The organism is Kribbella sp. NPDC048915, from assembly GCF_040649595.1.
Lineage (GTDB): Bacteria > Actinomycetota > Actinomycetes > Propionibacteriales > Kribbellaceae > Kribbella.
In genome coordinates, this window is the sequence record NZ_JBEZFT010000091.1 from 1 (window position 1) to 21,378 (window position 21,378).

21 protein-coding genes and 1 riboswitch are annotated in these 21,378 nt (G+C 70.0%); of the genes, 10 read left to right on the forward strand and 11 right to left on the reverse strand.

From position 1 onward, the window contains the following. Positions 1-617: 617 nt before the first annotated feature. The 7 genes from AB0B82_RS30570 to AB0B82_RS30600 all read right to left on the reverse strand — a co-directional run bounded on the left by AB0B82_RS30570 (position 618) and on the right by AB0B82_RS30600 (position 8,415). Positions 618-1,040 carry a GNAT family N-acetyltransferase gene (locus tag AB0B82_RS30570; protein WP_360176293.1) on the reverse strand — a complete coding sequence of 141 codons (423 nt, stop codon included), beginning with the start codon at positions 1,038-1,040 and terminating at the stop codon, positions 618-620. 3 nt (positions 1,041-1,043) lie between these two features. Then, a complete protein-coding gene (locus AB0B82_RS30575) occupies positions 1,044-2,537 on the reverse strand; it encodes an aminopeptidase P family protein (protein WP_360176296.1) in 1,494 nt (497 codons plus the stop codon). Positions 2,538-2,585: 48 nt separating this feature from the next. Next, complete coding sequence (gene panD, locus AB0B82_RS30580; RefSeq protein ID WP_360176299.1) at positions 2,586-3,002, reverse strand: aspartate 1-decarboxylase; 417 nt, start codon at positions 3,000-3,002, stop codon at positions 2,586-2,588. A 159-nt stretch (positions 3,003-3,161) separates the two neighbouring features. Further along, a complete protein-coding gene (locus AB0B82_RS30585) occupies positions 3,162-4,595 on the reverse strand; it encodes an FGGY family carbohydrate kinase (protein ID WP_360176302.1) in 1,434 nt (477 codons plus the stop codon). Continuing rightward, positions 4,582-5,979, reverse strand: a complete 1,398-nt coding sequence (locus AB0B82_RS30590; RefSeq protein WP_360176305.1) for a trehalose-6-phosphate synthase — start codon at positions 5,977-5,979, stop codon at positions 4,582-4,584. Before AB0B82_RS30590 ends, AB0B82_RS30585 begins: the two co-directional genes overlap by 14 nt. Positions 5,980-5,986: 7 nt before the next feature. Continuing rightward, a complete protein-coding gene (locus AB0B82_RS30595) occupies positions 5,987-6,988 on the reverse strand; it encodes a Gfo/Idh/MocA family oxidoreductase (RefSeq protein WP_360176308.1) in 1,002 nt (333 codons plus the stop codon). After that, a complete protein-coding gene (locus AB0B82_RS30600) occupies positions 6,979-8,415 on the reverse strand; it encodes an amidase (RefSeq protein WP_360176311.1) in 1,437 nt (478 codons plus the stop codon). The genes AB0B82_RS30595 and AB0B82_RS30600 overlap by 10 nt, the downstream gene beginning before the upstream one ends. Before the next feature lie 149 nt (positions 8,416-8,564). On the opposite strand from AB0B82_RS30600, the gene AB0B82_RS30605 reads away from it, so the two are divergent. The 3 genes from AB0B82_RS30605 to otsB all read left to right on the forward strand — a co-directional run bounded on the left by AB0B82_RS30605 (position 8,565) and on the right by otsB (position 10,448). Continuing rightward, complete coding sequence (locus tag AB0B82_RS30605) at positions 8,565-8,873, forward strand: DUF3263 domain-containing protein (protein ID WP_360176314.1); 309 nt, start codon at positions 8,565-8,567, stop codon at positions 8,871-8,873. A 62-nt stretch (positions 8,874-8,935) separates the two neighbouring features. Further along, positions 8,936-9,604, forward strand: a complete 669-nt coding sequence (locus tag AB0B82_RS30610) for a LytR C-terminal domain-containing protein (RefSeq protein WP_360176317.1) — start codon at positions 8,936-8,938, stop codon at positions 9,602-9,604. A 7-nt stretch (positions 9,605-9,611) separates the two neighbouring features. Continuing rightward, a complete protein-coding gene (gene otsB, locus AB0B82_RS30615) occupies positions 9,612-10,448 on the forward strand; it encodes a trehalose-phosphatase (RefSeq protein WP_360176320.1) in 837 nt (278 codons plus the stop codon). Here otsB and AB0B82_RS30620 read toward each other — a convergent pair. After that, positions 10,414-10,881 carry a hypothetical protein gene (locus tag AB0B82_RS30620; protein WP_360176323.1) on the reverse strand — a complete coding sequence of 156 codons (468 nt, stop codon included), beginning with the start codon at positions 10,879-10,881 and terminating at the stop codon, positions 10,414-10,416. The two genes, otsB and AB0B82_RS30620, sit on opposite strands and share 35 nt — an antisense overlap. Before the next feature lie 185 nt (positions 10,882-11,066). Here AB0B82_RS30620 and AB0B82_RS30625 point away from each other — a divergent pair, with 185 nt between their 5' ends. The 7 genes from AB0B82_RS30625 to AB0B82_RS30655 all read left to right on the forward strand — a co-directional run bounded on the left by AB0B82_RS30625 (position 11,067) and on the right by AB0B82_RS30655 (position 17,767). Next, complete coding sequence (locus AB0B82_RS30625) at positions 11,067-12,014, forward strand: DNA-3-methyladenine glycosylase 2 family protein (RefSeq protein ID WP_360176326.1); 948 nt, start codon at positions 11,067-11,069, stop codon at positions 12,012-12,014. A gap of 22 nt (positions 12,015-12,036) precedes the next feature. After that, positions 12,037-13,260, forward strand: coding sequence for a cation:proton antiporter (locus AB0B82_RS30630; protein WP_360176329.1), 1,224 nt, complete (start codon positions 12,037-12,039; stop codon positions 13,258-13,260). Between the two features lie 89 nt (positions 13,261-13,349). Next, a riboswitch (SAM riboswitch) is annotated at positions 13,350-13,491 on the forward strand. A 13-nt stretch (positions 13,492-13,504) separates the two neighbouring features. Beyond that, positions 13,505-14,770 (forward strand): threonine synthase, encoded by a 1,266-nt coding sequence (gene thrC, locus AB0B82_RS30635; protein WP_360176332.1) that lies wholly within the window; start codon positions 13,505-13,507, stop codon positions 14,768-14,770. Continuing rightward, on the forward strand, positions 14,767-15,045 hold the full coding sequence (locus AB0B82_RS30640; protein ID WP_360176335.1) for a ubiquitin-like small modifier protein 1: 279 nt from the start codon (positions 14,767-14,769) through the stop codon (positions 15,043-15,045). The genes thrC and AB0B82_RS30640 overlap by 4 nt, the downstream gene beginning before the upstream one ends. Before the next feature lie 24 nt (positions 15,046-15,069). Then, complete coding sequence (locus AB0B82_RS30645; protein ID WP_360176338.1) at positions 15,070-16,086, forward strand: zinc-dependent alcohol dehydrogenase family protein; 1,017 nt, start codon at positions 15,070-15,072, stop codon at positions 16,084-16,086. A gap of 72 nt (positions 16,087-16,158) precedes the next feature. Next, positions 16,159-16,743: a sigma-70 family RNA polymerase sigma factor gene (locus AB0B82_RS30650; protein WP_360176376.1), complete on the forward strand. Its 585-nt coding sequence runs from the start codon at positions 16,159-16,161 to the stop codon at positions 16,741-16,743. Next, positions 16,736-17,767 carry a CU044_5270 family protein gene (locus AB0B82_RS30655; RefSeq protein ID WP_360176341.1) on the forward strand — a complete coding sequence of 344 codons (1,032 nt, stop codon included), beginning with the start codon at positions 16,736-16,738 and terminating at the stop codon, positions 17,765-17,767. Before AB0B82_RS30650 ends, AB0B82_RS30655 begins: the two co-directional genes overlap by 8 nt. A gap of 7 nt (positions 17,768-17,774) precedes the next feature. Here the strand turns inward: AB0B82_RS30655 and AB0B82_RS30660 are convergent, their stop codons facing one another. The 3 genes from AB0B82_RS30660 to AB0B82_RS30670 all read right to left on the reverse strand — a co-directional run bounded on the left by AB0B82_RS30660 (position 17,775) and on the right by AB0B82_RS30670 (position 21,321). Beyond that, positions 17,775-18,998, reverse strand: a complete 1,224-nt coding sequence (locus AB0B82_RS30660; protein WP_360176343.1) for a hypothetical protein — start codon at positions 18,996-18,998, stop codon at positions 17,775-17,777. Between the two features lie 200 nt (positions 18,999-19,198). Next, the gene (locus AB0B82_RS30665; protein ID WP_360176346.1) at positions 19,199-20,158 is read right to left on the reverse strand and encodes a dihydrodipicolinate synthase family protein; all 960 of its coding nucleotides are present in this window, start codon (positions 20,156-20,158) and stop codon (positions 19,199-19,201) included. A 50-nt stretch (positions 20,159-20,208) separates the two neighbouring features. Next, on the reverse strand, positions 20,209-21,321 hold the full coding sequence (locus AB0B82_RS30670; protein WP_360176349.1) for an enolase C-terminal domain-like protein: 1,113 nt from the start codon (positions 21,319-21,321) through the stop codon (positions 20,209-20,211). Positions 21,322-21,378 lie beyond the last annotated feature (57 nt).

A 21,378-nucleotide genomic window follows, 5' to 3' on the forward strand; every position in this document is an offset into this window, starting at 1 on the left:
GACGTGGGCGGTTGGGCCGGGCATCAGCGGTGGGTGTGAACAGGATCCGGTGGGTGTGGGGTGGTTATTTCCTGTTCAAGGTCACCGCCGCGCGGACGGGGCCTCGGTTTGTGGGGCCGTGGGGGCGGGCGTGGTGCGGGGGCCGGGGTGAAGGGGGTGGCGCGGGCGGTTGGGGTGGGTGTGAACAGGGTGTGGTGGGTGTGGGGTGGTTATTTCCTGTTCAAGGTCACCGCCGCGTGGGCGCGGCCTCGGTTTGTGGGGCAGTGGGTCCGGGGGCGACGTGGGCGGTTGGGCCGGGCATCAGCGGTGGGTGTGAACAGGATCCGGTGGGTGTGGGGTGGTTATTTCCTGTTCAAGGTCACCGCCGCGCGGGCGCGGCCTCGGTTTGTGGGGCAGTGGGTCCGGGGGCGACGCGGGCGGTTGGGCCGGGCATCAGCGGTGGGTGTGAACAGGATCCGGTGGGTGTGGGGTGGCTATTTCCTGTTCAAGGTCACCGGCGCGCGGGCACGGTCCCGGTTTGTGGGCAGTGGCAGCGGGGGTGCGGAGGCCGCGGTGAAGCGGCCGCGGGTTGTGGGGTGGAGTGACACGGCCGGCTGGGGTGGGCCGGGATGGTTCAGTCAGGGGAGGTGGCGATTCATGGTTTGGTGGGGGATGCCGTCTTCGAGGAATTCGGGGCCTTGGGGCACATAGCCGAACTTTTCGTAGAAGGGGCGGGCGTAGGTTTGGGCGTCGAGGGTGCTGTCGGTGGTGCCGATGATGTCGAGAGCGTCTTTCATCAGCTGGGCGGCCAGACCGCGGCCGCGGGCTGGTGGGGCGGTGACGACCCGGCCGATACGGAATCGGCCGGGCTCGGTGAGCACCCGCAGATATGACTGGATCTCGCCGTGTTCTTCGATCCACAGGTGGTGGGTGCCGGCGAGCAGGTCGCGCCCGTCCAGTTCTGGATAGGCGCATTCCTGCTCGACGACGAACACGTCCACGCGCAGGCGCAGGACGTCGTACAGCTGCTGAGCGGTCAGCTCGGTGCCGAGGACGTGCACGGGCTACGAGGCCATCCAGTTCTGGATGCCGTCGACGGTGCGGGGCATGGCTTCGGACAGGTTCTCGGGACCGTTGTCGGTGATCAGGATGTCGTCCTCGATCCGGATGCCGATACCGCGCAGGTCCTCGGGGACGGTCAGGTCGTCGGACTGGAAGTACAGACCGGGCTCGACGGTGAGGACGTACCCGGGCTGCACGGTGCCCTTGCGGTAGTTCTCGTCGCGGGCGGCGGCGCAGTCGTGGACGTCGATGCCGAGCATGTGGCTGACGCCGTGCAGCGTGTACCGCTGGTAGAGGCGGCTCTCGGGGTCGAGCGCCTCCTCCGCGGACACCGGCAGCAGGTCCATCGCGTCGAGGCCGCGGACGATGACCTCCATCGCGGCCTCGTGCCCGGCGCGGAACGCCGCACCCGGCTGAAGCGCCGCGATCCCGGCGTTCTGTGCGTCCAGGACCAGCTGGTACAGGTCGCGCTGGCGCGGCGTGAACTCGCCGTTGACCGGTAGCGTGCGGGTGATGTCGGCGGTGTACAGCTGCCGGTTCTCCACACCCATGTCGAGCAGCATCAGCGTGCCGTCGTTGACCGGGCCGTCGTTCTCGATCCAGTGCAGCGTGGTCGCGTGCGGACCGGCAGCGGCGATCGACGTGTAGCCGACGTCGTTGCCCTCGGCCCGGGCCCGGCGCCAGAACGTGCCCTCGATCCAGCGCTCGCCGTACTGCCGGACCTTGTCCATCTCGGCGAGTACGTCGGAGAAGCCGCGATGCGTGATCGCCACCGCGTCGCGGAGCTGTTCGAGCTCGAACGGGTCCTTCACCAGCCGCAGCTCGGACAGTGTCGCGGCGAGCTCCCCGTCCCGAGAGTCGTCGATCCGCGCACCGCTCAGCAGCGCCGCGATCGACCGGTCCTCGTCGCGCCGGACTCGCGTCGGTACGTCGCCCTTCAACGCGTCGGCCAGTTGGTCGACGTGCCGCGTCTCGATCCCGAACTCCTTCGCGGTCTCGGTCAGCGACGGACGCCGGCCGGCCCACAGTTCGCCGTACATCCGGTCGCGCCAGAACTCCTCGCCTTCGGAGCGGTCGGCGCGCGGGCGGAAGTACAGGACGGCGTCGTGGCCGGTGGTGCCGTTCGGCTCCAGGACGAGGACGGCGTCGGAGGTCTGGTTGCCGGTCAGCCAGACGTAGTCGGTGTGCGGGCGGAAGACGTAGTCGGTGTCGTTCGAGCGGACCTTGTAGGTGCCGGCCGGGACCACCAGGCGCTCGCCCGGGAACGCCTGCGACAGCGCGTCCCGGCGCTTGGCCGCCCACACGGCGACGTCGCTCAGTGACAGATCGTGGCGCTCGGAGTCGGCCCAGCCGGAGTTCATGAATGCGCGCAGCTTGGGGCTCGGCTCGTTGTCGTGCGAGGCGGTCTTCGGCGCGGCCTCCTCGGCGACGGCGCCCGCTGCGGCAGTGCCCTCGGCCGTGCCCTCGACGGCGGTGCTCTCGGTCGTGTCGGTCATCGTCGACCAGTCCTCATCTCGGCGCGGGGGTGGTGGCGCCGGTCGTGGCTACGGGTGCGGTTCGTCCCCGCGCAGCGTGCCGGACCCGGGCAGCGCCTCGGCGGGGTCGGAGCCGATGCGGGTGATCGCATTGTGCTCGTCCACGAAGACTACGCTCGGTTCGAACACCTTCGCCTCCGCGGTCTCGAACATCCCGTACGCGATCAGGATCACCAGGTCGCCGGGGTGGATCAGGTGCGCCGCCGCCCCGTTGATGCCGACGATCCCGGACCCGCGCGGGCCCTCGATCAGGTACGTCGACAGCCGCGCGCCGTTGGTGATGTCGACGATGTCGACCTGCTCCCCCGGCAGCAGGTCGGCCGCATCCATCAGCTCGGCGTCCAGGGTGCACGAACCGACGTAGTTCAGGTCCGCCTGCGTCACCGTCGCCCGGTGCACCTTCGACTTCATCATCTGCCGCCACATGGCGGGCATGATCCAGGCCGCGCGGCCCGCTGTCAGTGGCGGCCGTCACGGTACGGCGTACCTCCAGGACTGCAGAAGTCGCCTTCGCAGGCCGTTACGACGTTGGAACGCCGGGTTCTGCATACCTGGACGGACAGCTGGAGCGTCGACGAGGGACAGTCAGAGCGTCGACGCCTGCACCGCCAGCTCGCGAAACGCCTCGTACCGGGAGCGGAGCTCGGCGAGCCGTTCGACCTCGGCGGGGACCGGCGTCAGGTGTTCGCCACCCGGGGCGGGGGAGAGCCCGAGCGCCACCGCCGCCGCGCCGCGGGCGCCTACCTCGGGCTCGGCGCACACCGTCGTCGGCCGGGCGAACGTCGCGGTCAGGCAGCGGCGCCACCAGGCCGATGCGTCGATCCCGCCGCCGCCCAGCACGACGTCGAGCTCGCGCCCGAACAAGCCGTCGAGCTTCCGCAACCCGCGGTCGATCTCCAGCGAGGCCCCCTGGAGAGCGGCCGCGAGCAGATCGGCCGGCGTGTCGTCGAAGGACAGCCCGAAGTACACCCCGGACCCGCCGGGGACGACCGCAGGCGGGCGGGTGCCGGCCATGAAGGGGATCGCGATCGCGCTCGTGGTGCCGACCTCGACGTCCGTCGGTTCGTCGGACTCCAGCCGCAGTACACCGGTCAGCCAGGCGTGCAGGTTCCCCGCGGCGGAGAACGCCATGCCGGTGACCGCGCGCTTGTCGTCGACCCGGTACCGCCACAGCTCCCAGGGCAGCTCCGGCGCGTCCTCGATCGGGTGGACGACCCGGACTGCGGCCGACGTACCGACGGTGACTGCGGCGGTGCCCGCGTCGTACCCGCCGCTGCCGACGTTCGATGCGGCGCCGTCGCCGGTCGGGGGATGGACGGGTACGCCGACCAAGCCGGGCCAGCGGCGCGCATACTCGGCGGACAGCGTGCCGGTCCAGCCGGTCGGGACGATCATCGGCAACTGGTCGGCGGTCACGCCCGCGATCTCGAGCGCTTCGTCGTCGTACGCACCGGTCGCGAGGTCGAGCGTGCCGGTTCCGGACGCGACCGACACCGAGGTGACGCGCTCGCCGGTCAGCCGCTCCAGGACGAGATCGGGAAGCCCGGCGAACCGTGAAGCCGAGGTGGTGGACAGCAGCCACGGGATCCGCCGCGGCCAGTACAGCCGGTGCAGCCAGGACCCGGTTCGCGCGTGGAAGGCGGGTTCGTCGAACGACGTCCCGAGATCGAGGTCGACCGACCGGGTGTCCGCCCAGGTGATCACCGGCGTCCGCGGCCCACCCTTGTTGTCGAGGGCAACGATCGAGTGCCACTGCGAGGACAGCACGATCGCGCCGATGCCGTCGAGGTGACCGTTCTGCTCGAGCTCGTCGAGGCACCCGAGCAGACCTTCGATGTAGGCATGGACGTCGATGACGGCCGAGCCGTCGTTGCCATACGTCGGGGCGATCTTGTGCCGCGCCAGAGCCCCACTGATCGGTGCGGCGTCCGCGGCCGACAGGACGAGAGCGCGCGCGGACGACGTACCGAGGTCGAGCGCGAGGACCTTTTCGCGCGGACCGTCGTCAGTCTTCGTCATGCAACGCCTTCAGGAAGTTCTGCGCCCAGATGTTCACGTCGTGCGCCGCGAGATGCTTGCGCATCGCCTTCATCCGGCGGCCGAGCTGCCGGTCGTCGGTGTTCATCGCGTCGACGATGGTGTCCTTCATCCCGTTGATGTCGTGGGGGTTGACCAGGAACGCCTGCCGGAACTCGTCGGCCGCGCCGGCGAACTCGCTGAGCACCAGCGCCCCGGTGTCGTCGTACCGCGTCGACACGTACTCCTTCGCGACCAGGTTCATGCCGTCGCGCAGTGGGGTCACGACCGCGACGTCGGCGGCCCGGAACAGCGCGGCCATCTCGGTCCGCGAGTACGACGTGTGCAGGTAGTTGATCGCCGGTGTACCGATCCGGCCGTGTTCACCGTTGATCCGGCCAACCAGGAGCTCGATCTCGTCGCGCAGCACGCGGTACTGCTCGACCCGCTCGCGCGACGGGGTGGCGACCTGGATGAAGACCGCGTCGTCGACCGAGATCCGTTTCTCGTCGAGCAGCTCGCCGAACGCGCGCAGCCGTTGCCGGATGCCCTTGGTGTAGTCGAGCCGGTCGACGCCGAGCAGGATGTGCGCCGGATTGCCGACCTCCTCGCGCATCTCCGCGGCGCGCGCGGTGGTCTCGGGCTGCCGGGCGAGCTTCTCGAGTTCGTCGACGTCGATCGAGATCGGGAACGCCTTGGCGCGGACGATCCGGTCGTCGGGCAGGTGGATGCGGTCGCCGCGAGTCCGCAGGCCCATCCGGTTGCGGGCGAGGCGGGCGAAGTTCGACGCGGCGCCGGGCCGCTGGAAGCCGACCAGGTCCGCGCCCATCAGCCCGTCCAGGATCTGCCGCCGCCACGGCATCTGCGCGAACAGCTCGGTCGGCGGGAACGGGATGTGCAGGAAGAACCCGATCCGTACGTCGGGACGCAGCCGGCGCAGCATCGCGGGAACGAGTTGCAGTTGGTAGTCGTGCACCCAGACCACCGCGTTGTCGTCGGCAGCCTCCGCGGCGGCCTCGGCGAACCGCCGGTTCACCGCGACATACGACTCCCACCACTCGCGGTGGAACTCCGGCGCCACGATCACGTCGTGGTACAGCGGCCAGAGCGTCGCGTTCGAGAACCCTTCGTAGTACAGCCGGACGTCCTCGGCGGACAGCATCACCGGGACCAGATGCATCCCGTTGTCGTCGAACGGGTCGAGCTTCTCGTCGGGGCTTCCGGTCCAGCCGATCCAGGCGCCGTGATGGCCCTGCATCACCGGCGCCAGCGCCGTCACCAGACCGCCCGGACTTCGGCGCCACGCCGAACTGCCGTCGGGCATCTCGATCCGGTCGACCGGCAGCCGGTTGGCCACCACTACGAAGGAACTCCTACCGTTCGGCATATTCAGTTCATCCACTCAGGTCGTCGTCGTCACCGGGGTAGCGCACCCCGATCTGGCTCCGGGTCTCGTCGAGCAGTTCGAGAATCTCGAGCGTGCCGGCGTGAGGGAGAGCCGGAACCTCGACCAGTCCCTGGCGCAGCGCTCGCATCACCTCAACCGCTTCGTAGTGGTACCCACGACCATGCGTGGGGACGTCGATCCGCTCCACTCCGGAAGCGGTCGTACGCAGGTAGTACTCGGGGTGGTGGAAGCGGTGCGGGAGTTGCAGGTTCCCGTCCGGGCCGCTGATCGATGCGACCCACGGGTTCTGCGAGCGCAGGCCGCAGGTCAGGGCCGCGACCGCGCCGGAGTCGTACCGCCAGGCCATCGCGACGTTCAGGTCGATGCCGTCGGCGTTCAGCGCGCCGACCGCCTTCACCTCGGCGGGGCGGCCGAGCGCCATGTGCGCGAACGTCATCGGGTAGATGCCGCCGTCCATCAGCGATCCGCCGCCGAGCGCCGGATCGAGCAGCCGCGCGGGCAGCGCCGGCTTGTAGAACGCGAAGTCCGCGACGACCTGCTGCGGCTCGCCGATCACGCCCCGCTCGAGGTCGGCGAACAGCGCCTGGATCACCGGGTTGGTGCGCATCCACATCGCCTCGGCGAACAGCGTCTTGTGCTCGGTCGCGACCGCGATCAGGTCCCGCGCCTGGGCGGCGGTGAGCGTGACCGGCTTCTCGCACAGTACGGCGATGCCCGCCTGCAGGGCCGCCCGCGCGATCGCGTAGTGCTGCGGATGGGGTGTCCCGATGTAGATCACGTCGACCTCGCCGGAGTCGATCAGCCGGCGGTAGTCGTCGTACGCCTTCGGGATGCCGAACTCGGCGGCGAAACGGTCCGCGTTCTGCTGGGAGCGGGAGGCGACCGCGGTGACGACGGCATCGTCGGCGAGCAGCCCGAGATCGTGCGCGAAGTGGGTGGAGATGTTGCCGGTCGCAACGATTCCCCACCTGACGCGATCTATACCCACTGTGTGAACTCCGGGGTCGGGAACGGTCCGTCTGCTGCGATTCTCGCCGTTTCGAACGCGTGAGCCAAGCGAATGAGCGTGACTTCACTTCCTGCCGTCCCGCTGATCGCGAGCCCGACCGGCAGTCCGGACACCGTTCCGGACGGCACCGAGAGCAGGGGATAACCGGCCAGTGCGGCATGCGACGACGAGCTGCCGAGGACGTGGTCGCCGTTGATCAGGTCGATGGCCCACGCCGGTGAGTACGCCGGACTCACGAGCGCATCGAGCTGGTTGTCGCGGAGCAGATTGTCGATACCGTCACGGCCGGCCCGCAGCGCGGTGAGGCGTGCGGCGACGTACTCGGGCGCGTTCAGACCGGCGGTCGCCGCGGCGCGCTCGAACAACTCCTGACCGAACCACTGAAGCTCCTGGTCCGCATGCTTGTTGTTGAAGGCGATCAGGTCGTCCAGCGTCCGCGGACCACCGGGAGCACGAGTGGCGAGGTACGCCGCCATGTCGACCTTGAGCTCGTGTGACAGCACGTGCAGCTGGTCCTCGTCGCCACCTGGTGTCGGCAGGGACAGGTGGTCGACCAGCGTGGCTCCGCACTGGCTGAGCAGCTCCAGAGCTCGCTCGGTCACCTGGTCGAGGCCGAGTGAGTACCCCCACAGCGGTCCACGCGGTACGCCGATGCGCAGGTTGCTGAGGTCCGTGCCGCGACAGGCCTCCGTGTAGTCCTGGTGGCCGCCGGTGAGAACTGTCAGGAGTGCGGCCGCCTGAGTGACTGTCTTCGTCATCGGCCCGGCGGTGTCCTGCGAGTGTGAGATCGGGACGATGCCCTGCTGCGGGACCAGCCCGACCGTGGGTTTGAGGCCGACCACACCGTTCAGGGCAGCCGGGCAGACGATCGAGCCGTTCGTCTCGGTGCCGATCGCGTAGTCCGCCAAACCGGCCGCGACCGCGGCGCCGGATCCCGACGAGGAGCCGCCGGCCGAGCGGTTCAACGCGTACGGGTTCCGGGTGAGGCCGCCGTACGCGCTCCAGCCCGACGTCGACGCCGAGCCGCGGAAGTTCGCCCATTCGCTCAGGTTGGTCTTGCCGAGAATGACGCAGCCCGCCTCGCGCAGCCGCCGTACCAGCGCTGCGTCCTGCGGCGGCGGAGGCTGCTCGGCGAGCGCCAGGGACCCGGCCGTGGTCGGCAGGCCGGCGGTGTCGATGTTGTCCTTGACCAGCACCGGTACGCCGTGCAGCGGGCCGCGGATCCGCCCCTCGTCACGTTCGGTGTCGAGGTGGACGGCATCGGTGAGCGCGGCCGGATTCGGAGTGCAGACGGAATTGACCAGTTGGTCGACCTCACGCATCCGCCCCTGCAACTCCTCGACCAGCTCCGCCGATCCCGACCCGGTCCCCGCCACCCCACCGTCCTTCGAGAGAGTTGAGCTCACGTCATCGATCCTGCCAGAGTCGGCAGCAGTCGGTTGCCTTGTCAGCGACACGCTTCGTGTCGGCCGGACGGTGAATGACATCGCTGTTGTTCTGCACGTAGAGTGGCTGCCGGACGGACGATCACCGACCGCACAGGAGTCAGCAGCAGATGGACAGCGCCAACGCCAGCTCCCCCGGCCCCGCCGAAGCTGCGCGGCCGGCCATTGCCGGACTCTCCGAACGCGACGGCGAGATCCTCGCCTTCGAGCGGCACTGGTGGAAGTACGCCGGTGCCAAGGAACAGGCGATCCGCGACCAGTTCCAGATGTCCGCGACCCGGTACTACCAGGTGCTGAACGCCCTCATCGACCGCCCCGAAGCGCTCGCGCACGACCCGTTGCTGGTCAAGCGCCTGCGCCGCCTTCGCGCCGCCCGCCAGCGCGCCCGCTCCGCTCGCCGCCTGGGCATCGAGGTCTGACCATGGCTCGCCGCCTCAGGGCGTGCCTTGCTGCCCCGCGTCCGCGCGGGGAGCAAGGACAAGTGCTGTCGTCGCTGGTCGCCGTGGCCGCCGTGGTCGCGATCGTGGCCGGTCTGCTCGTGCTGTTCGGGACCCGCGGTGACAGTTCGGCCGACGAGAAGCCCGCGGCCGCGAGTACGCCGAAGCCGTCGGAGAAGCCCTCCTCGGGGCCGTCGACCGTCGGCGCCAGCGTGCCGGGGCCGACCACGAAGCCGACCTCCGCGCCGACCAGCGCACCCGCTTCCACCGAACCGACCGAGCCGACCACGGCACCCACCGAGCCGACTGCTGAGCCGACCACTGGGCCGACCACTGGGCCGACCACTGGGCCGACCACTGAACCGTCGGCCACGGAGAGCCGGCCGACCCGGACCACGCAGCCGAAGAACACCCAGCCGGTGACGATCCCGGCCGACCAGCGCCCGGCGATCGAGGTCTACAACAACACCGCGCGCAAGGGCCTGGCCGACTCGGTCGCCGGCCGCGCGCGGCGGCTCGGCTGGACCGTGGCGGGTTCGCCGGACAACTGGCACGGGAAGATCGCCGAGAGCACGGTGTACTACCCGCCGGGCATGCTCGACGCCGCCAACCAACTGGCGCGCGATCTCGGCATCGGCCGCACCAAGGGTGCCTTGGACAACATGAAGAAGGATCGCCTGACCGTGATCCTCACGACGGACTACCCGGGATGACGGTGCGATGAGCACTCCGGTCATCCAGACCGAGGCGGGGCGGGACGGCTGGGAAGCCATCGTCTCCGACCCGTCGAGCGCGGTGATCACCACCGACTTCGACGGCGTCCTCGCGCCGCTGGTCGAGGATCCGTCGCGCTCGCGCCCGGTCGAGGGGTCCCTGGACGCGCTGGCCCGGCTGGCCCGGTCGGTGCAGCAGGTCGCGATCGTCACCGGCCGGCCCGCACTGGTCGCCACCGAGTTGTCCGGCGTGAGCGGGCATCCCGGCCTGGGCGGTCTCGTCGTACTCGGGCACTACGGGTTGGAGCGTTGGGAGGCGGCGACCGGCAAGGTGACCAGCGAGCCGGTGCCGCCGGGTGTCGAGACGGCTCGTCAGCGGTTGCCGGAGCTGTTGCGTGAGGTCGGCGTACCGGATGCGTTCATCGAGGACAAGGACAGCTCGCTGGCTGTGCACACTCGGCGGCTGGACGATCCCACCGGGGCACTGGAGCGGTTGCGCGCGCCATTGACCGCGCTCGCCGCGGAGACCGCGCTGCGGCTGGAGCCGGGCAACCTGGTACTCGAGCTGCGTCCGCCCGGTATCGACAAAGGCGTGGCGCTGCGGGCGCTGATCGAGTCGACGGGCGCGCGATCGATCTTGTACGCCGGGGACGACCTGGGTGATCTGGCCGCGTTTCGGGCGATCCAGGAGCAGCGGGATGCCGCCGGGCTGCACGCCGTACTGCTCGCCACCCGGTCCTCGAACGCGACCGAACTGATCGAGGCGGCGGATGTCGTCGTCGACGATCCGAGCGGTGTGGTGACCGTGCTCACGGCCCTTTCGGACGCGATCTCAGCCCGCTGAACGCCTGCGTCACGGTCTTGCCGATCGGCTGGATCGGCCGCTCGCGGTAACCCCCGTCGGACAGGTCGGCCAGGCGTTCGAACGGGTTCCGCGAGGCCGGGTCGCCGGTGAGCAGGAACGACATCACCACGCCCACGACGTACAACGGAAGCATCGGCAGGCCGATCAGCCAGAAGTACTGCCAGGAGTGCCGCTCCTCGTGCCGGACCAGCGCCGGGTTGTCGAAGTACGACCGGTCGTGCTTGCTGAGCACGACGTTCCCGATCGTGAACGCCCCCGCTACCGGGAACCGGATCCGGTACCCGTTCGCGAACACCAACCCGCGCGGTCCCCGACTGAACCGCGCCCGCCCCAAGAGCCCCACCAGCAGGCCGGTCGCGGTCGACAGATTGAGCAAGTTGCCCACCAACTTCACCCACAACCAGCTGGTCATACCGCCAAGTATCCGGTCTCACAGCCCGGGGTGTCGCGGGGAACAGCGTGCCGGGACGACAGGACGTGTCCTCGCTGAGGCAGTACACCTGAGCCCGCGCGTACACCGTCCCGGCGGTGCACTACCTAATGAGAGGTTGCACGCCACCTCACGCGGTCGTCGGTGGGGTAGGGGAGACTTGGTGGGTGAGTTCGGTGGTGCGGGTTTGGCGGGTCGGGCGGGTGGTGGATCCGCACTCGGTGATCGGTGGGTTGCGGAAGGGGCCTGGCGATCCGGCGTATGTGTTCGAGCCGGCGCGGCGGACTGTCTGGCGGGCGACGCGGACTCCCGAGGGGCCGGTGTTGTTGCGGTTGACGCCGTCGGCCGGGGCGGTCGAGGCGGAGGCGTGGGGGCCGGGGGCCGAGTGGGCGCTCGACGGGGTGCCTGAGCTCCTGGGGGACCGGGACAGCTGGGAGGGCTTCGAGCCGCTGCCGGAGCATCGGGCGCTGGTGGACGCGGCGCGGCGGTTTCCGCATGTCCGGGTGCCGCGGACGCGGGCGGTGTTCGAGGCGATGGCGGCGGCCGGGATCGAGCAGGTGGTGACCGGCAAGGAGGCGTTCCGTGCGTGGCGGCTGCTGCTGCGCGAGTACGGCGAGCCCGCGCCGGGGCCGAACGAGCAAGGCGGCCGCGTGATGATGGTGCCCCCGGCACCGGAACAGTGGCGGCAGATCCCGTCCTGGCAGTGGTTGCGCGCGGGTGTCGAGGGACGGCGGTCGAGGGTCGTGATCACGGCCGCGACCCGGGCGAAGGCGCTGGAGCGGACGCTCGAGCTGACCGACTCCGCGGAGATCGAGAGCAAGCTGCGGTCGCTGCCGGGGGTCGGGGTGTGGACGGCGGCCGAGGTGCGGCAGCGGGCGCACGGTGACGCGGATGCGTTCTCGTTCGCGGACTACCACGTGTCCCGCAACGTCTCGTACGCACTGATCGGCGAGGAGCTCGACGACGACGGTTGCGCCGAGCTGATCGAGCCGTACCGCGGGCACCGGTTCCGGGTGCAGCGCCTGCTGGAGCTCGCCGGTGTCGGACACCCCCGGTACGGCCCGCGCAAGTCGCTTCCGACGCACACGCCTGGAGCCACGCATCGACTGAGGTAGCCGTGGGAACCTGGTCCGCACCATGATCGACGGAAACGGTCTGTACCTGGTGGCGGGTCTCGCCCTGTTACTCGGAGCCGTGCTGCCGCGGCTGCTGTCCCGGTACGCCGTGTCCGCGCCGATCGCCTTCATCGGCGCGGGTCTGCTGCTCGGTCTCGTGGTGGATCAGACCCACCTCAGCCCGATCGCCGAACCTGAGCTGACCAAGCATCTGGCCGAGCTGACCGTGATCGTCGCGCTGATGGGTGTCGGCCTGGCGATCGACCGCCCGCTCAGCCTGCTCAGCTGGGCGGTGACCTGGCGGTTGCTGTTCATCGCGATGCCCGCCGGGATTGCCGCGCTCACCGGCGTCGGCTGGCTGCTCGGACTCGCGCCGGCCACCGCACTGCTCGTCGCGGCCATGCTGGCGCCGACGGACCCGGTGCTCGCCTCCGACGTCCAGGTGGAAGGTCCGACGACCGGGCCGGACGCCGAGCTGGACGAGGACGACGAGGTGCGGTTCGCGCTCACGTCCGAGGCGGGGCTGAACGACGGGATGGCGTATCCGTTCGTCTACCTGGCCATCTTCATCGCCGCCAAGAGCCTGTCGCCATGGGAGTGGGTCGCTTGGGAGGTGGTCGGGAAGTCCGTGCTGGGCGTGGCCATCGGCTTCGGCGCCGGCTGGTTGCTCGGGCGGATGACGTTCTCCGCCCCGGCCCGGAGCCTGCGGTTGTCCGAATCGAGAGAGCCGGTGCTCGCGCTGGCGATGACGTTGGGTGTGTACGGGCTCACAGAGGTACTGCACGGGTACGGGTTCATCGCGGTCTTCGTGGCGGCGCTGACGCTACGGTCGGTGGAGAGCAAACACGAGTTCCACGGCGAGCTGCACGACTTCATCGGTGAGCTCGAACACATTCTGACCTGGGGTGTTCTGCTGCTGCTCGGCGCTGCGATCACGGCTGGGTTGCTGGAGCCGCTGACATTCAGCGGTGTGCTGATCGGCGTACTGCTGGTGTTCGTCGTGCGGCCGCTGGTCGGCTGGCTGTCGCTGGCGCGGTCCGGGCTGAGCAGGTCTGAGCGGTGGGCGACGGCGGCGTTCGGCGTACGTGGCGTGGGGTCGGTGTTCTACCTGGCTGTAGCCGGGGCGTACTTCGAGGACGAGTTGCCGTGGCTGTGGGCGACATTGGGCTTCACGGTGGTCCTAAGCGTGGTGGTGCACGGTGTTGCGGCGACGCCGGTGATGCGCTTCCTGGAGCGCCGCAGCTGAGAGCGAAGCCAGGGGCGGCGCTGAGATCGCGCGTCTCGGATGCTGGGAACGAAGAACACAATATGGACCCGATTGGGTAATCTCGGGGGAGCTCATCCAGAGGGACTGAGGGAAACGGCCCGTTGACGTCCCGGCAACCCTCCCCGTCGAGACCCCCGTCCGGGGCGCTCCGCGAGGGAACGGTGCCAAATCCGTCCCGCGCCGAGATCCGGCGACCGGGGAAGATGAGGAGGGAACCTCACTCATGAGCCTGACCGCCGCCGGCACCCACACCATCCGCGAAGGTGCCTTTGGCAACGGTACGCACCTCAGCTGTCGCGCCTGTGGCGCCAAGTCGCCGCTCGGCCCGTTCTACGCCTGTATGGAGTGCTTCGGTCCGCTCGAGGTCGGATACGAGTACCCGACCATCACGCGGGAGCAGATCGAGGCCGGCCCCAAGAACATCTGGCGGTACCAGCCGCTGCTGCCCGTCCCGGTGGACGTGGCGAGCTTCCCGAACACCGAGCCCGGCTACACCCGGCTCGTCGACGCGCAGAACCTGGCCCGCGAGCTCGGCCTGCGCAAGCTGTGGGTGAAGGACGACTCCGGCAACCCGACGCACTCCTTCAAGGACCGTGTGGTTGCGTCAGCCTTGAGCGCGACCCGCGAGCTCGGCATGAAGGTCTTCGCCTGCCCGTCCACCGGCAACCTGGCCAACGCCGTCGCCGCGGCCGCCGCCCGGGCCGGGATCCGCTCGGTCGTGTTCATCCCGCACGACCTCGAGCGCCCGAAGGTGATCACCACCGCCGTGTACGGCGGCACGCTGGTCGCCGTCGAGGGCAACTACGACGACGTGAACAAGCTCGCCTCCGAGATCGCCGGTGAGGAGGAAGGCTGGGCGTTCGTCAACGTGAACGTCCGCCCGTACTACTCCGAGGGCTCGAAGACGCTCGCGTTCGAGATCGCCGAGCAGCTCGGCTGGCGGCTGCCGCAGCAGATCGTCATCCCGGTCGCGTCCGGTTCGCAGCTGACCAAGATTGACAAGGGCTTCACCGAACTCGGCAAGCTCGGCCTGGTCGACGCCACCGACTACAAGGTGTACGGCGCGCAGGCGACGGGTTGCTCGCCGGTGGCGCAGGCGTTCCGCGACGGCCACGACGTGGTCAAGCCGGTGCGCCCGGACACGATCGCGAAGTCGCTGGCGATCGGCAACCCGGCCGACGGCCCGTACGTGCTCGACGTCGCCCGCCGGACCGGTGGCGCGATCGAGGACGTCAGCGACGACGAGGTCGTCGAGGGCATCCAGTTGCTGGCCCGGACCGAGGGCATCTTCGCCGAGACCGCGGGCGGCGTGACCGTTGCGACCCTGAAGAAGCTGATCGCGACCGGACAGCTCGACCCCGAGGCCGAGACGGTGATCATCAACTCCGGCGACGGGCTGAAGACGCTCGACGCCGTGGCCGACCGGGTCGGCCCCAAGGTGACCATTCCCGCGTCGTACGACGCCTTCGTGAAGGCAGGACTGCAGTGAGTGTGAGCGTTCGCGTCCCGACCATCCTGCGGCCCTACACCCAGGGCGCGTCCGAGGTCTCCGCCGAGGGCGGCACCCTGACCGAGGTGCTCGACTCGCTCGACGCGTCGTACCCCGGGATCAAGGGGCGCGTCCTCGACGAGTCCGGCGAGCTGCGCCGCTTCGTCAACGTGTACGTCGACGACGACGACGTCCGGTTCGCCGAGGGCCTGCAGACCACGATCAAGGACGGCGGCCAGGTCTCGATCATCCCGGCCGTCGCCGGCGGCTGCTGAGAACTGCTGACATAGGCTGCTCGGGTGCGAGCGGTCGTGGTCGAGAAGTACGGCGTACTGCCGGAGGTTCGTGAGGTACCCGAGCCTTCGGCGGACGCCGGATCGGTGGTACTGCGGGTCGCGGCGACCGGATTGTGCCGGAGCGACTGGCACGGGTGGATGGGGCACGACTCCGACATCGTGCTGCCGCACGTGCCAGGGCATGAGCTGGCCGGGACGATCGCTGCGGTCGGGGCCGGCGTCACCGGGTGGGCGGTCGGGGACCGGGTCACGACGCCGTTCATCTGCGCTTGTGGTGAGTGTGAGCAGTGCCGGGAGGGCAACCACCAGGTTTGCCCGCATCAGTTGCAGCCCGGGTTCAACTACTGGGGTTCGTTCGCGGAGTACGTCGCCGTACCGTATGCGGCGGTGAACCTGGTCCGGTTGCCCGACGAGATGGATTTCGCCACCGCGGCCGGCCTCGGGTGCCGCTTCGCGACGTCGTTCCGCGCCGTACATCAGGTCGGCCGGGTCGTCGCCGGGGAACGGGTCGCCGTGTTCGGCTGCGGCGGTGTCGGGCTGTCCGCGGTGATGATCGCGTCCGCGCTGGGTGCCGAGGTGATCGCGATCGACACCAACCCGGACGCGCTGACGCTGGCCCGCGAGTACGGCGCCGCGCACACGATCGCGGCGTCCGCCGAAACCGTTGCCCACCTGCGCGACCTGGGTGCCCCGCACGTCACTATCGACGCGCTGGGCTCGAACGAAGTCATCCAACAGGCGCTGCAAGCCCTGCGCCCGCGTGGTCGCCACGTGCAGATCGGTCTGCTTCCGCAAGGCGTCCAGCTGGACGTCAGCCGCCTGATCGGCCAGGAACTGTCCTGGCTCGGCAGTCACGGCATGCCCGCGCATGCCTATCCCGAAATGCTCGCCCTGGTTGCCTCCGGCAATCTGACCCCCAACCGCCTGGTCACTCGCACCATTACTCTCGAAGAAACGCCGGAGGCGCTGGCGGCCCTCACGCACGCGACACCAGCCGGAGTCACTGTCATCACCCCGTAGCAGTCGGCCGTCCCCGACGGGCGTGAACGTCCGCGGTGGCATCGGGCAATCAGGAGTATGACTGTGACCGAGATGACCGAAGCCGGAGACGGGGAGCGGCCGCCGCCGGAGCCGGACGCGGTGCGGCTGGGCGGGGTCGAGGAGTTCGCGGGACTGTTCGACACCTACGCCGCGCCGATGCATCGCTACCTCGCGCGCCGGGTGGGCGTCGACCAGGCACACGACCTGGTCAGCGAGACCTTTCTGATCGCCTTCCGGCGACGGGGGACTTACGACCCGCGGACGGCCGGGGCGAAGGCGTGGCTGTACGGGATCGCGACCAACCTCGCGCGCCGGCACGTCCGGCAGGAGGTCCGCGGTCTGCGCGCCACGGCCCGCGCCGGAGTCCGCGAACCCACGGACCTCGCGGCGCACGACGGCTCGGTCGCCGAGCGCGTCGACGCCCAGAATCTGGCCCGCCGGATCGCGCCCGCGATCGCGGACCTGAACGACGGTGATCGCGACGTTCTGCTGCTGACGTCGTGGGCCGGCCTGACGACGGTCGAAGTGGCCGACGCGCTGGGGATCCCGGTCGGGACCGTGCGCTCGCGCCTGCACCGGGTCCGCCGCCGGCTGCACGCTCTGACTACCGCCGAGGAGGCGTACGACCATGACTGATCTGCACCCGACCGACGACCTCGACGCGGCGCTTTCCGCGCTGCATGCCGACGTACCTACCGATCCGGAGCGGCTCGGGCAGACTCGCGCGGCGTTCCTCGACACTGTCGGCCGCTCCACGACCGGGGAACCCGCCACCACCAGGGGGCGGTTCCGGAGGCGGTGGCTCGTCGCGGCCGCGGCGGTGCTCACGCTCGTCACCGGCGGATCGCTGTACGCGACGACGCTGCCGGGCGGCTCCGCCGAAGCGAAGTCCGCACTGAACGAGGCTGCCCAGCACATCACCGGCGCGTCGGACCCGGTCGTACCGCCGGGGAAGTACCGCTACCTGGTCTGGCACTCCTGGGACAGCGTGGCGACGGAGGCGCCCGGGGACGTCCTGACCTACCTCAAGGAAAGCGTCATCGAGGTCTGGATCCCCGCCGACATCCGCGGGACCTGGTACCTGCGGCAGTCGTCGACCGGGAAGCGCAAGTGGCTCAAGGGTTCCGACGAGCAGGCGCGAAAGCTCGGCCTGCCGTTGAACGAGCCACACAGCGACACCTCGACCGCGAAGTGCGGTGCGTTCTACGGCGGCGGGCCGTGCGCCGCGAACGGCGGCTGGCAGGATCCGTCGCTGGAGTGGATCGAGCAGTTGCCGAAGGATCCCGACGCACTGTTCGCGAGGCTGAAGATGGATGCCCCGAGCAACAGCCGGGGTGAGACGGAGTACCTCGTCTACGCCGAGGACGCGCTCCGCACCGGCATGCTCCCGGCCGAGGTTCGGGCCGCACTGTATCGGGCACTCGGCAACCTGAAGCACCTCAAGATCACCGATCATGCGGTCAACCTCGACGGCCAGGTCGGGGTCGCCTACAGCAGCGACGACGGCGACTTGCGGGTCGAGATCGTCATCGATCCGGACACCGGCGCCTACCTCGGATCCCGCGAGGTGGCGTCCAGCGGGAAGCTTCGCGGCAAGGTGATCTCGTACAGCTCCTTCAGCACCGCGGTGGCCCCTGCTCCCTGGAAGACCCCGCGCTGACCTGCCGCTACAGGCGGATCAGATAGACGGTGGGTGGGCGGCCGGTGCGGCCGTGTTGCTGGGTGCCGGTGGGGGAGGCGAGGCCGGCCCGTTCGAGGCGTTTGAGGACTCGGCGGGCGGTGCGGAGCTGGACGGCCAGGTGGTCGGCGACGTCCTGGGTGGTGAGGCCGTCGGGGAGGGCTGCGGTGAGTTCGCGCATCCGGGCCAGGGTCTGGGTGTTGAGGCCGACGCGGCGGGCGAGCAGCGGCAGGCTCTCGGTGCCGCGGGCGCCGCTGGGCTGATCGCCGGACGGCTCGATGACGATCTCCACGTCGTCGGACATCGAGACCACCCCGGCGACACCGCCGATGGAGGCGGCCCGCCCGGCGGCGCGGCGGGCGAGTGCTTCGGCCTCGGCCGCCGTACGGCCCACGCCGAACCCGACGTACGCCGTGCGGTGCCGTGCGGCCAGCTGATCCAGCAGCGGCATCCGGGTGAACTGTTCCGTGGCCTGTTCGAGCAGACCGCGGGTCGTGACGACGAGATGGCGGCCGTCGGGCAGTAGAGCGAGGCTGCCGCCGAGCGTGACGAGGTCGCCGGCCAGCGCGTCGTCCGGTTCGGGCAGGTCGATGACACCGAGCGCGACCTGGGCGTCGCCGACGTGCTGACCGGTCGTCGTGAGTACCAAGGCCTGCAGCGTCGATCGGATCGAGTACCGCGAGGGGGCGAGCCGGACCGACGGCATCTCGTTCTCGAGCAGATGGAACGCCGACCCGAGGCAGCTGATCGCGACCTTCGTGTCGTGCTTGGTCCGCGCGGTGCGGTGGAAGTCGACGATGTCGTCCGACGTCAGCCCCGGCCGGTACGGCAGCACCTGGATCTGGTCCGTCGGCAGCTTCGCCTCGATCAGGGTCTCCAGAACTTCGGACCGCCGCAGCGTGTCGATCGAGAACTGGGTGACGTTGTGCCCGAGTCGCAGAAGCTCAACGAGTGCCCGCAGCAACGTTGCCCCGTCGTGCGACACGTACATCGCGGGCCGGTCGATCGCCCCAGCCTCGCTCGCGATCGTGTACGGCACGACGCCGGTGAACAGGAAAGCGTCCACCGCGCTGTGCGTCTCGCCGACGAGCTCGACCGCCTCGGTCTCGTGCCGGTACGGCAGCGGGACGAGGGTGCTGCCGCTCGGCGCGCCGGCCACAATCACGCGCTGCACGAGATCCTCGGGACCCACCACACCGACCGTCAGCGTCATCAGCGGTTTCCTCCGAGATCTTGACGTTCCGCGCCTGCGCTCCTAGTTTCGGTCAAGACCACAATTGTCGCCAGCCCCGCGGCGGGCCCTGGAAGCGTCGGTGTGGTGGAGCGAAGGAGGGAGCGCGCCACCTCACTGCCACCGCACTGCCTCCGCACTGTCTCTGCGCTGGGACCGCGCTGGGACTGTCACTGGGACCGTCACTGGCCCGACCGGTGCAGTTCCTCCAAACAGCGGATCACCAGGTCGCGCTCGCCCGCCGGCAGGCTCGGCCCGTACGGGTCGTGTGCGGCCACGTCCGCCACCAGGCCTTCCCACTCCGCGGCCCACAGCATCCGCTGCACATAGCCTTCGATCGGCGCGTAGAACGTCGCCGCCGCGAACCGGTCCAGTCGCTCCGACGCGGTCAGGAACTCCGCGTGGTCGCCGGCCGTCCAGGCCCGCAGTACGGCGGCCGACAGTTCGACCTGTGCTGACGCGATCCCGACGAGCGCGGTGTCGGCGCCCCACATGAACGACGGCCCGTACATCCGGTCCTCGCCGGTGATCAGCAGCTTCCCGGTGTCCCGACCGGCCCAGATGGCGTCCTGGCAGCCGATCGCGCGGTCCAGCGTCGCGGTCTTCACGCCGAGCATCGCGTCCAGCGAGAGGAGGTCGCGGATCAGTTCCGGTGGGTACGGGTACCCGCCGGCCTCGCCGTGCAGGTAGAACCCGACCAGCGGCAGCCCGCTCTCGGCGGCCACGCGTTCGTGCAGCGCGACGGCCTGGGCGTGGCCGTCCTCCTGCTCACCCAATGCAGCCAGTGGGTAGACCATCACGGCGTCCGCGCCACCGGCCGCGGCTGCGTGCGCCATCTCCACGGTGGCGTCGGCGGCCTCATCGAGCGTGCGCACCGTCGTGGACTTCGGTACGCCGACGCCCGCCACGATCGGCAGATCGGTGGCGGCGCGCCAGGTCTCGAGCACCTTCGCCCGATCGCCCGGCGACAGGTACAGCCCGCGGCCCGTGTGCGCCCATACCGCGACACCGCCGATCGCGTGCTTGGTCAGCGTCACGGCGTACGCCGACAGCGCGTCGTACGCGATCACGCCGTCGGCGTCCATCGGGGTGACGACCGCCGGGAGCAGCGTGCCGCGGAGTCGTTCGACCAGTGGATGCATATCTGCCCTCTCAGACCGTGTCGGACTCGCTCAGACCTGGTGCCGCCGGATCAGACCTCGTGCCCGAGGCCGGGGCGTTTCGGTACGTCGATCCAGCCGTCGCAGTCGGCGAACACGCTCGGGGCCAACGGGTCCTCGTGCACCATCAACGGCCCCACCAGGTCCGCCGCGACGGTTGCTCCGGGAACGGCGGCGGCCAGGTGGACGGCGGCCAGTGTGGCCACGCCCAGCTCCGGCATCGAGCCTACCTTCACCGCCAGCCCGGCGGCCTCGGCCACCGCGGCGATCTGCAGCGCGCGGTGCAGGCCGCCGACCTTGAGGATCTTGATGTTCAGTACGTCGGCCGCGCCGCGGCGGACGATCTCCAGCGCGTCGTGCAGCGAGTGCATGCTCTCGTCGACCATCACGCGGACGTCGAGGCGGTCACGCAGCCGGACCAGCCCGTTCAGGTCCCAGCGCGGCAGCGGCTGCTCGAGCAGCGTCAGGCCCGCCGCGCTCATCTTGGCCAGGTACGGCAGGGCGGTGGTGGCGTCGTACCCCTCGTTGGCGTCCAGGCACAGCTCGGCGTCGGCGGGGATCGCCGCGCGGACCGCGCGGACCAGCTCGAGGTCCTTGGCCGGGTCGTGGCCGCCCTTGACCTTGAGGTGCCCGAAGCCGCGCCCGGCGTACTCCGCGGCCTCGGCGGCCATCTCGTCGAGCGTGCCGAGGCCGACCACCCAGGTGGTCTGGACGCGGTCGCGAACGCTGCCGCCGAGCAGGGCGTGCACCGGCCAGCCGCTGATTCGGCCGGCCAGGTCGAACAGCGCGATGTCGAGGCCGGACTTGGCGACGTGCTGGCCGCGCAGGACGCCGTCCATCGCGACGTGGGCCCCGGCGCGGTCCAGCGGGTCGCGGCCGATCAGGGCCGGTGCGAGGTGCTCCTCGATCGCGGCCTGCACTCCGGCGAGCGTCTCGCCGGTGTACGCCGTCATCGGAGACGTCTCGCCGATCCCCACGGCGCCGTCCGCGGTGTGCACCTCGACGACCAGGCTGATGAGTTCGTTGCTGACCCCGCTGCTGATCTGAAAGGGCCGGCGATAGGCCGCGCTGACCACGCGGGTTTTGACCGCGCTGATCGGCGCCGCCCCGGCCGGCAACCCCGCCGGCAGTGCTGCAAGACTCATTTCCGGCTCCTCAGGGTCGCATTCTCCGGCGAAAGCATTTACGGTCAAGACCGTAAA

Excerpts from the sequence above, each read along its gene's own strand:
- AB0B82_RS30575 (WP_360176296.1), bottom strand. The coding sequence starts at position 2,537 with ATGACCGACACGACCGAGAGCACCGCCGTCGAGGGCACGGCCGAGGGC.
- panD (WP_360176299.1), bottom strand. The coding sequence starts at position 3,002 with ATGTGGCGGCAGATGATGAAGTCGAAGGTGCACCGGGCGACGGTGACG.
- AB0B82_RS30585 (WP_360176302.1), bottom strand. The coding sequence starts at position 4,595 with ATGACGAAGACTGACGACGGTCCGCGCGAAAAGGTCCTCGCGCTCGAC.
- AB0B82_RS30590 (WP_360176305.1), bottom strand. The coding sequence starts at position 5,979 with ATGCCGAACGGTAGGAGTTCCTTCGTAGTGGTGGCCAACCGGCTGCCG.
- AB0B82_RS30605 (WP_360176314.1), top strand. The coding sequence starts at position 8,565 with ATGGACAGCGCCAACGCCAGCTCCCCCGGCCCCGCCGAAGCTGCGCGG.
- otsB (WP_360176320.1), top strand. The coding sequence starts at position 9,612 with ATGAGCACTCCGGTCATCCAGACCGAGGCGGGGCGGGACGGCTGGGAA.
- AB0B82_RS30620 (WP_360176323.1), bottom strand. The coding sequence starts at position 10,881 with ATGACCAGCTGGTTGTGGGTGAAGTTGGTGGGCAACTTGCTCAATCTG.
- AB0B82_RS30630 (WP_360176329.1), top strand. The coding sequence starts at position 12,037 with ATGATCGACGGAAACGGTCTGTACCTGGTGGCGGGTCTCGCCCTGTTA.
- thrC (WP_360176332.1), top strand. The coding sequence starts at position 13,505 with ATGAGCCTGACCGCCGCCGGCACCCACACCATCCGCGAAGGTGCCTTT.
- AB0B82_RS30650 (WP_360176376.1), top strand. The coding sequence starts at position 16,159 with ATGACCGAAGCCGGAGACGGGGAGCGGCCGCCGCCGGAGCCGGACGCG.
- AB0B82_RS30655 (WP_360176341.1), top strand. The coding sequence starts at position 16,736 with ATGACTGATCTGCACCCGACCGACGACCTCGACGCGGCGCTTTCCGCG.
- AB0B82_RS30660 (WP_360176343.1), bottom strand. The coding sequence starts at position 18,998 with ATGACGCTGACGGTCGGTGTGGTGGGTCCCGAGGATCTCGTGCAGCGC.
- AB0B82_RS30665 (WP_360176346.1), bottom strand. The coding sequence starts at position 20,158 with ATGCATCCACTGGTCGAACGACTCCGCGGCACGCTGCTCCCGGCGGTC.
- AB0B82_RS30670 (WP_360176349.1), bottom strand. The coding sequence starts at position 21,321 with ATGAGTCTTGCAGCACTGCCGGCGGGGTTGCCGGCCGGGGCGGCGCCG.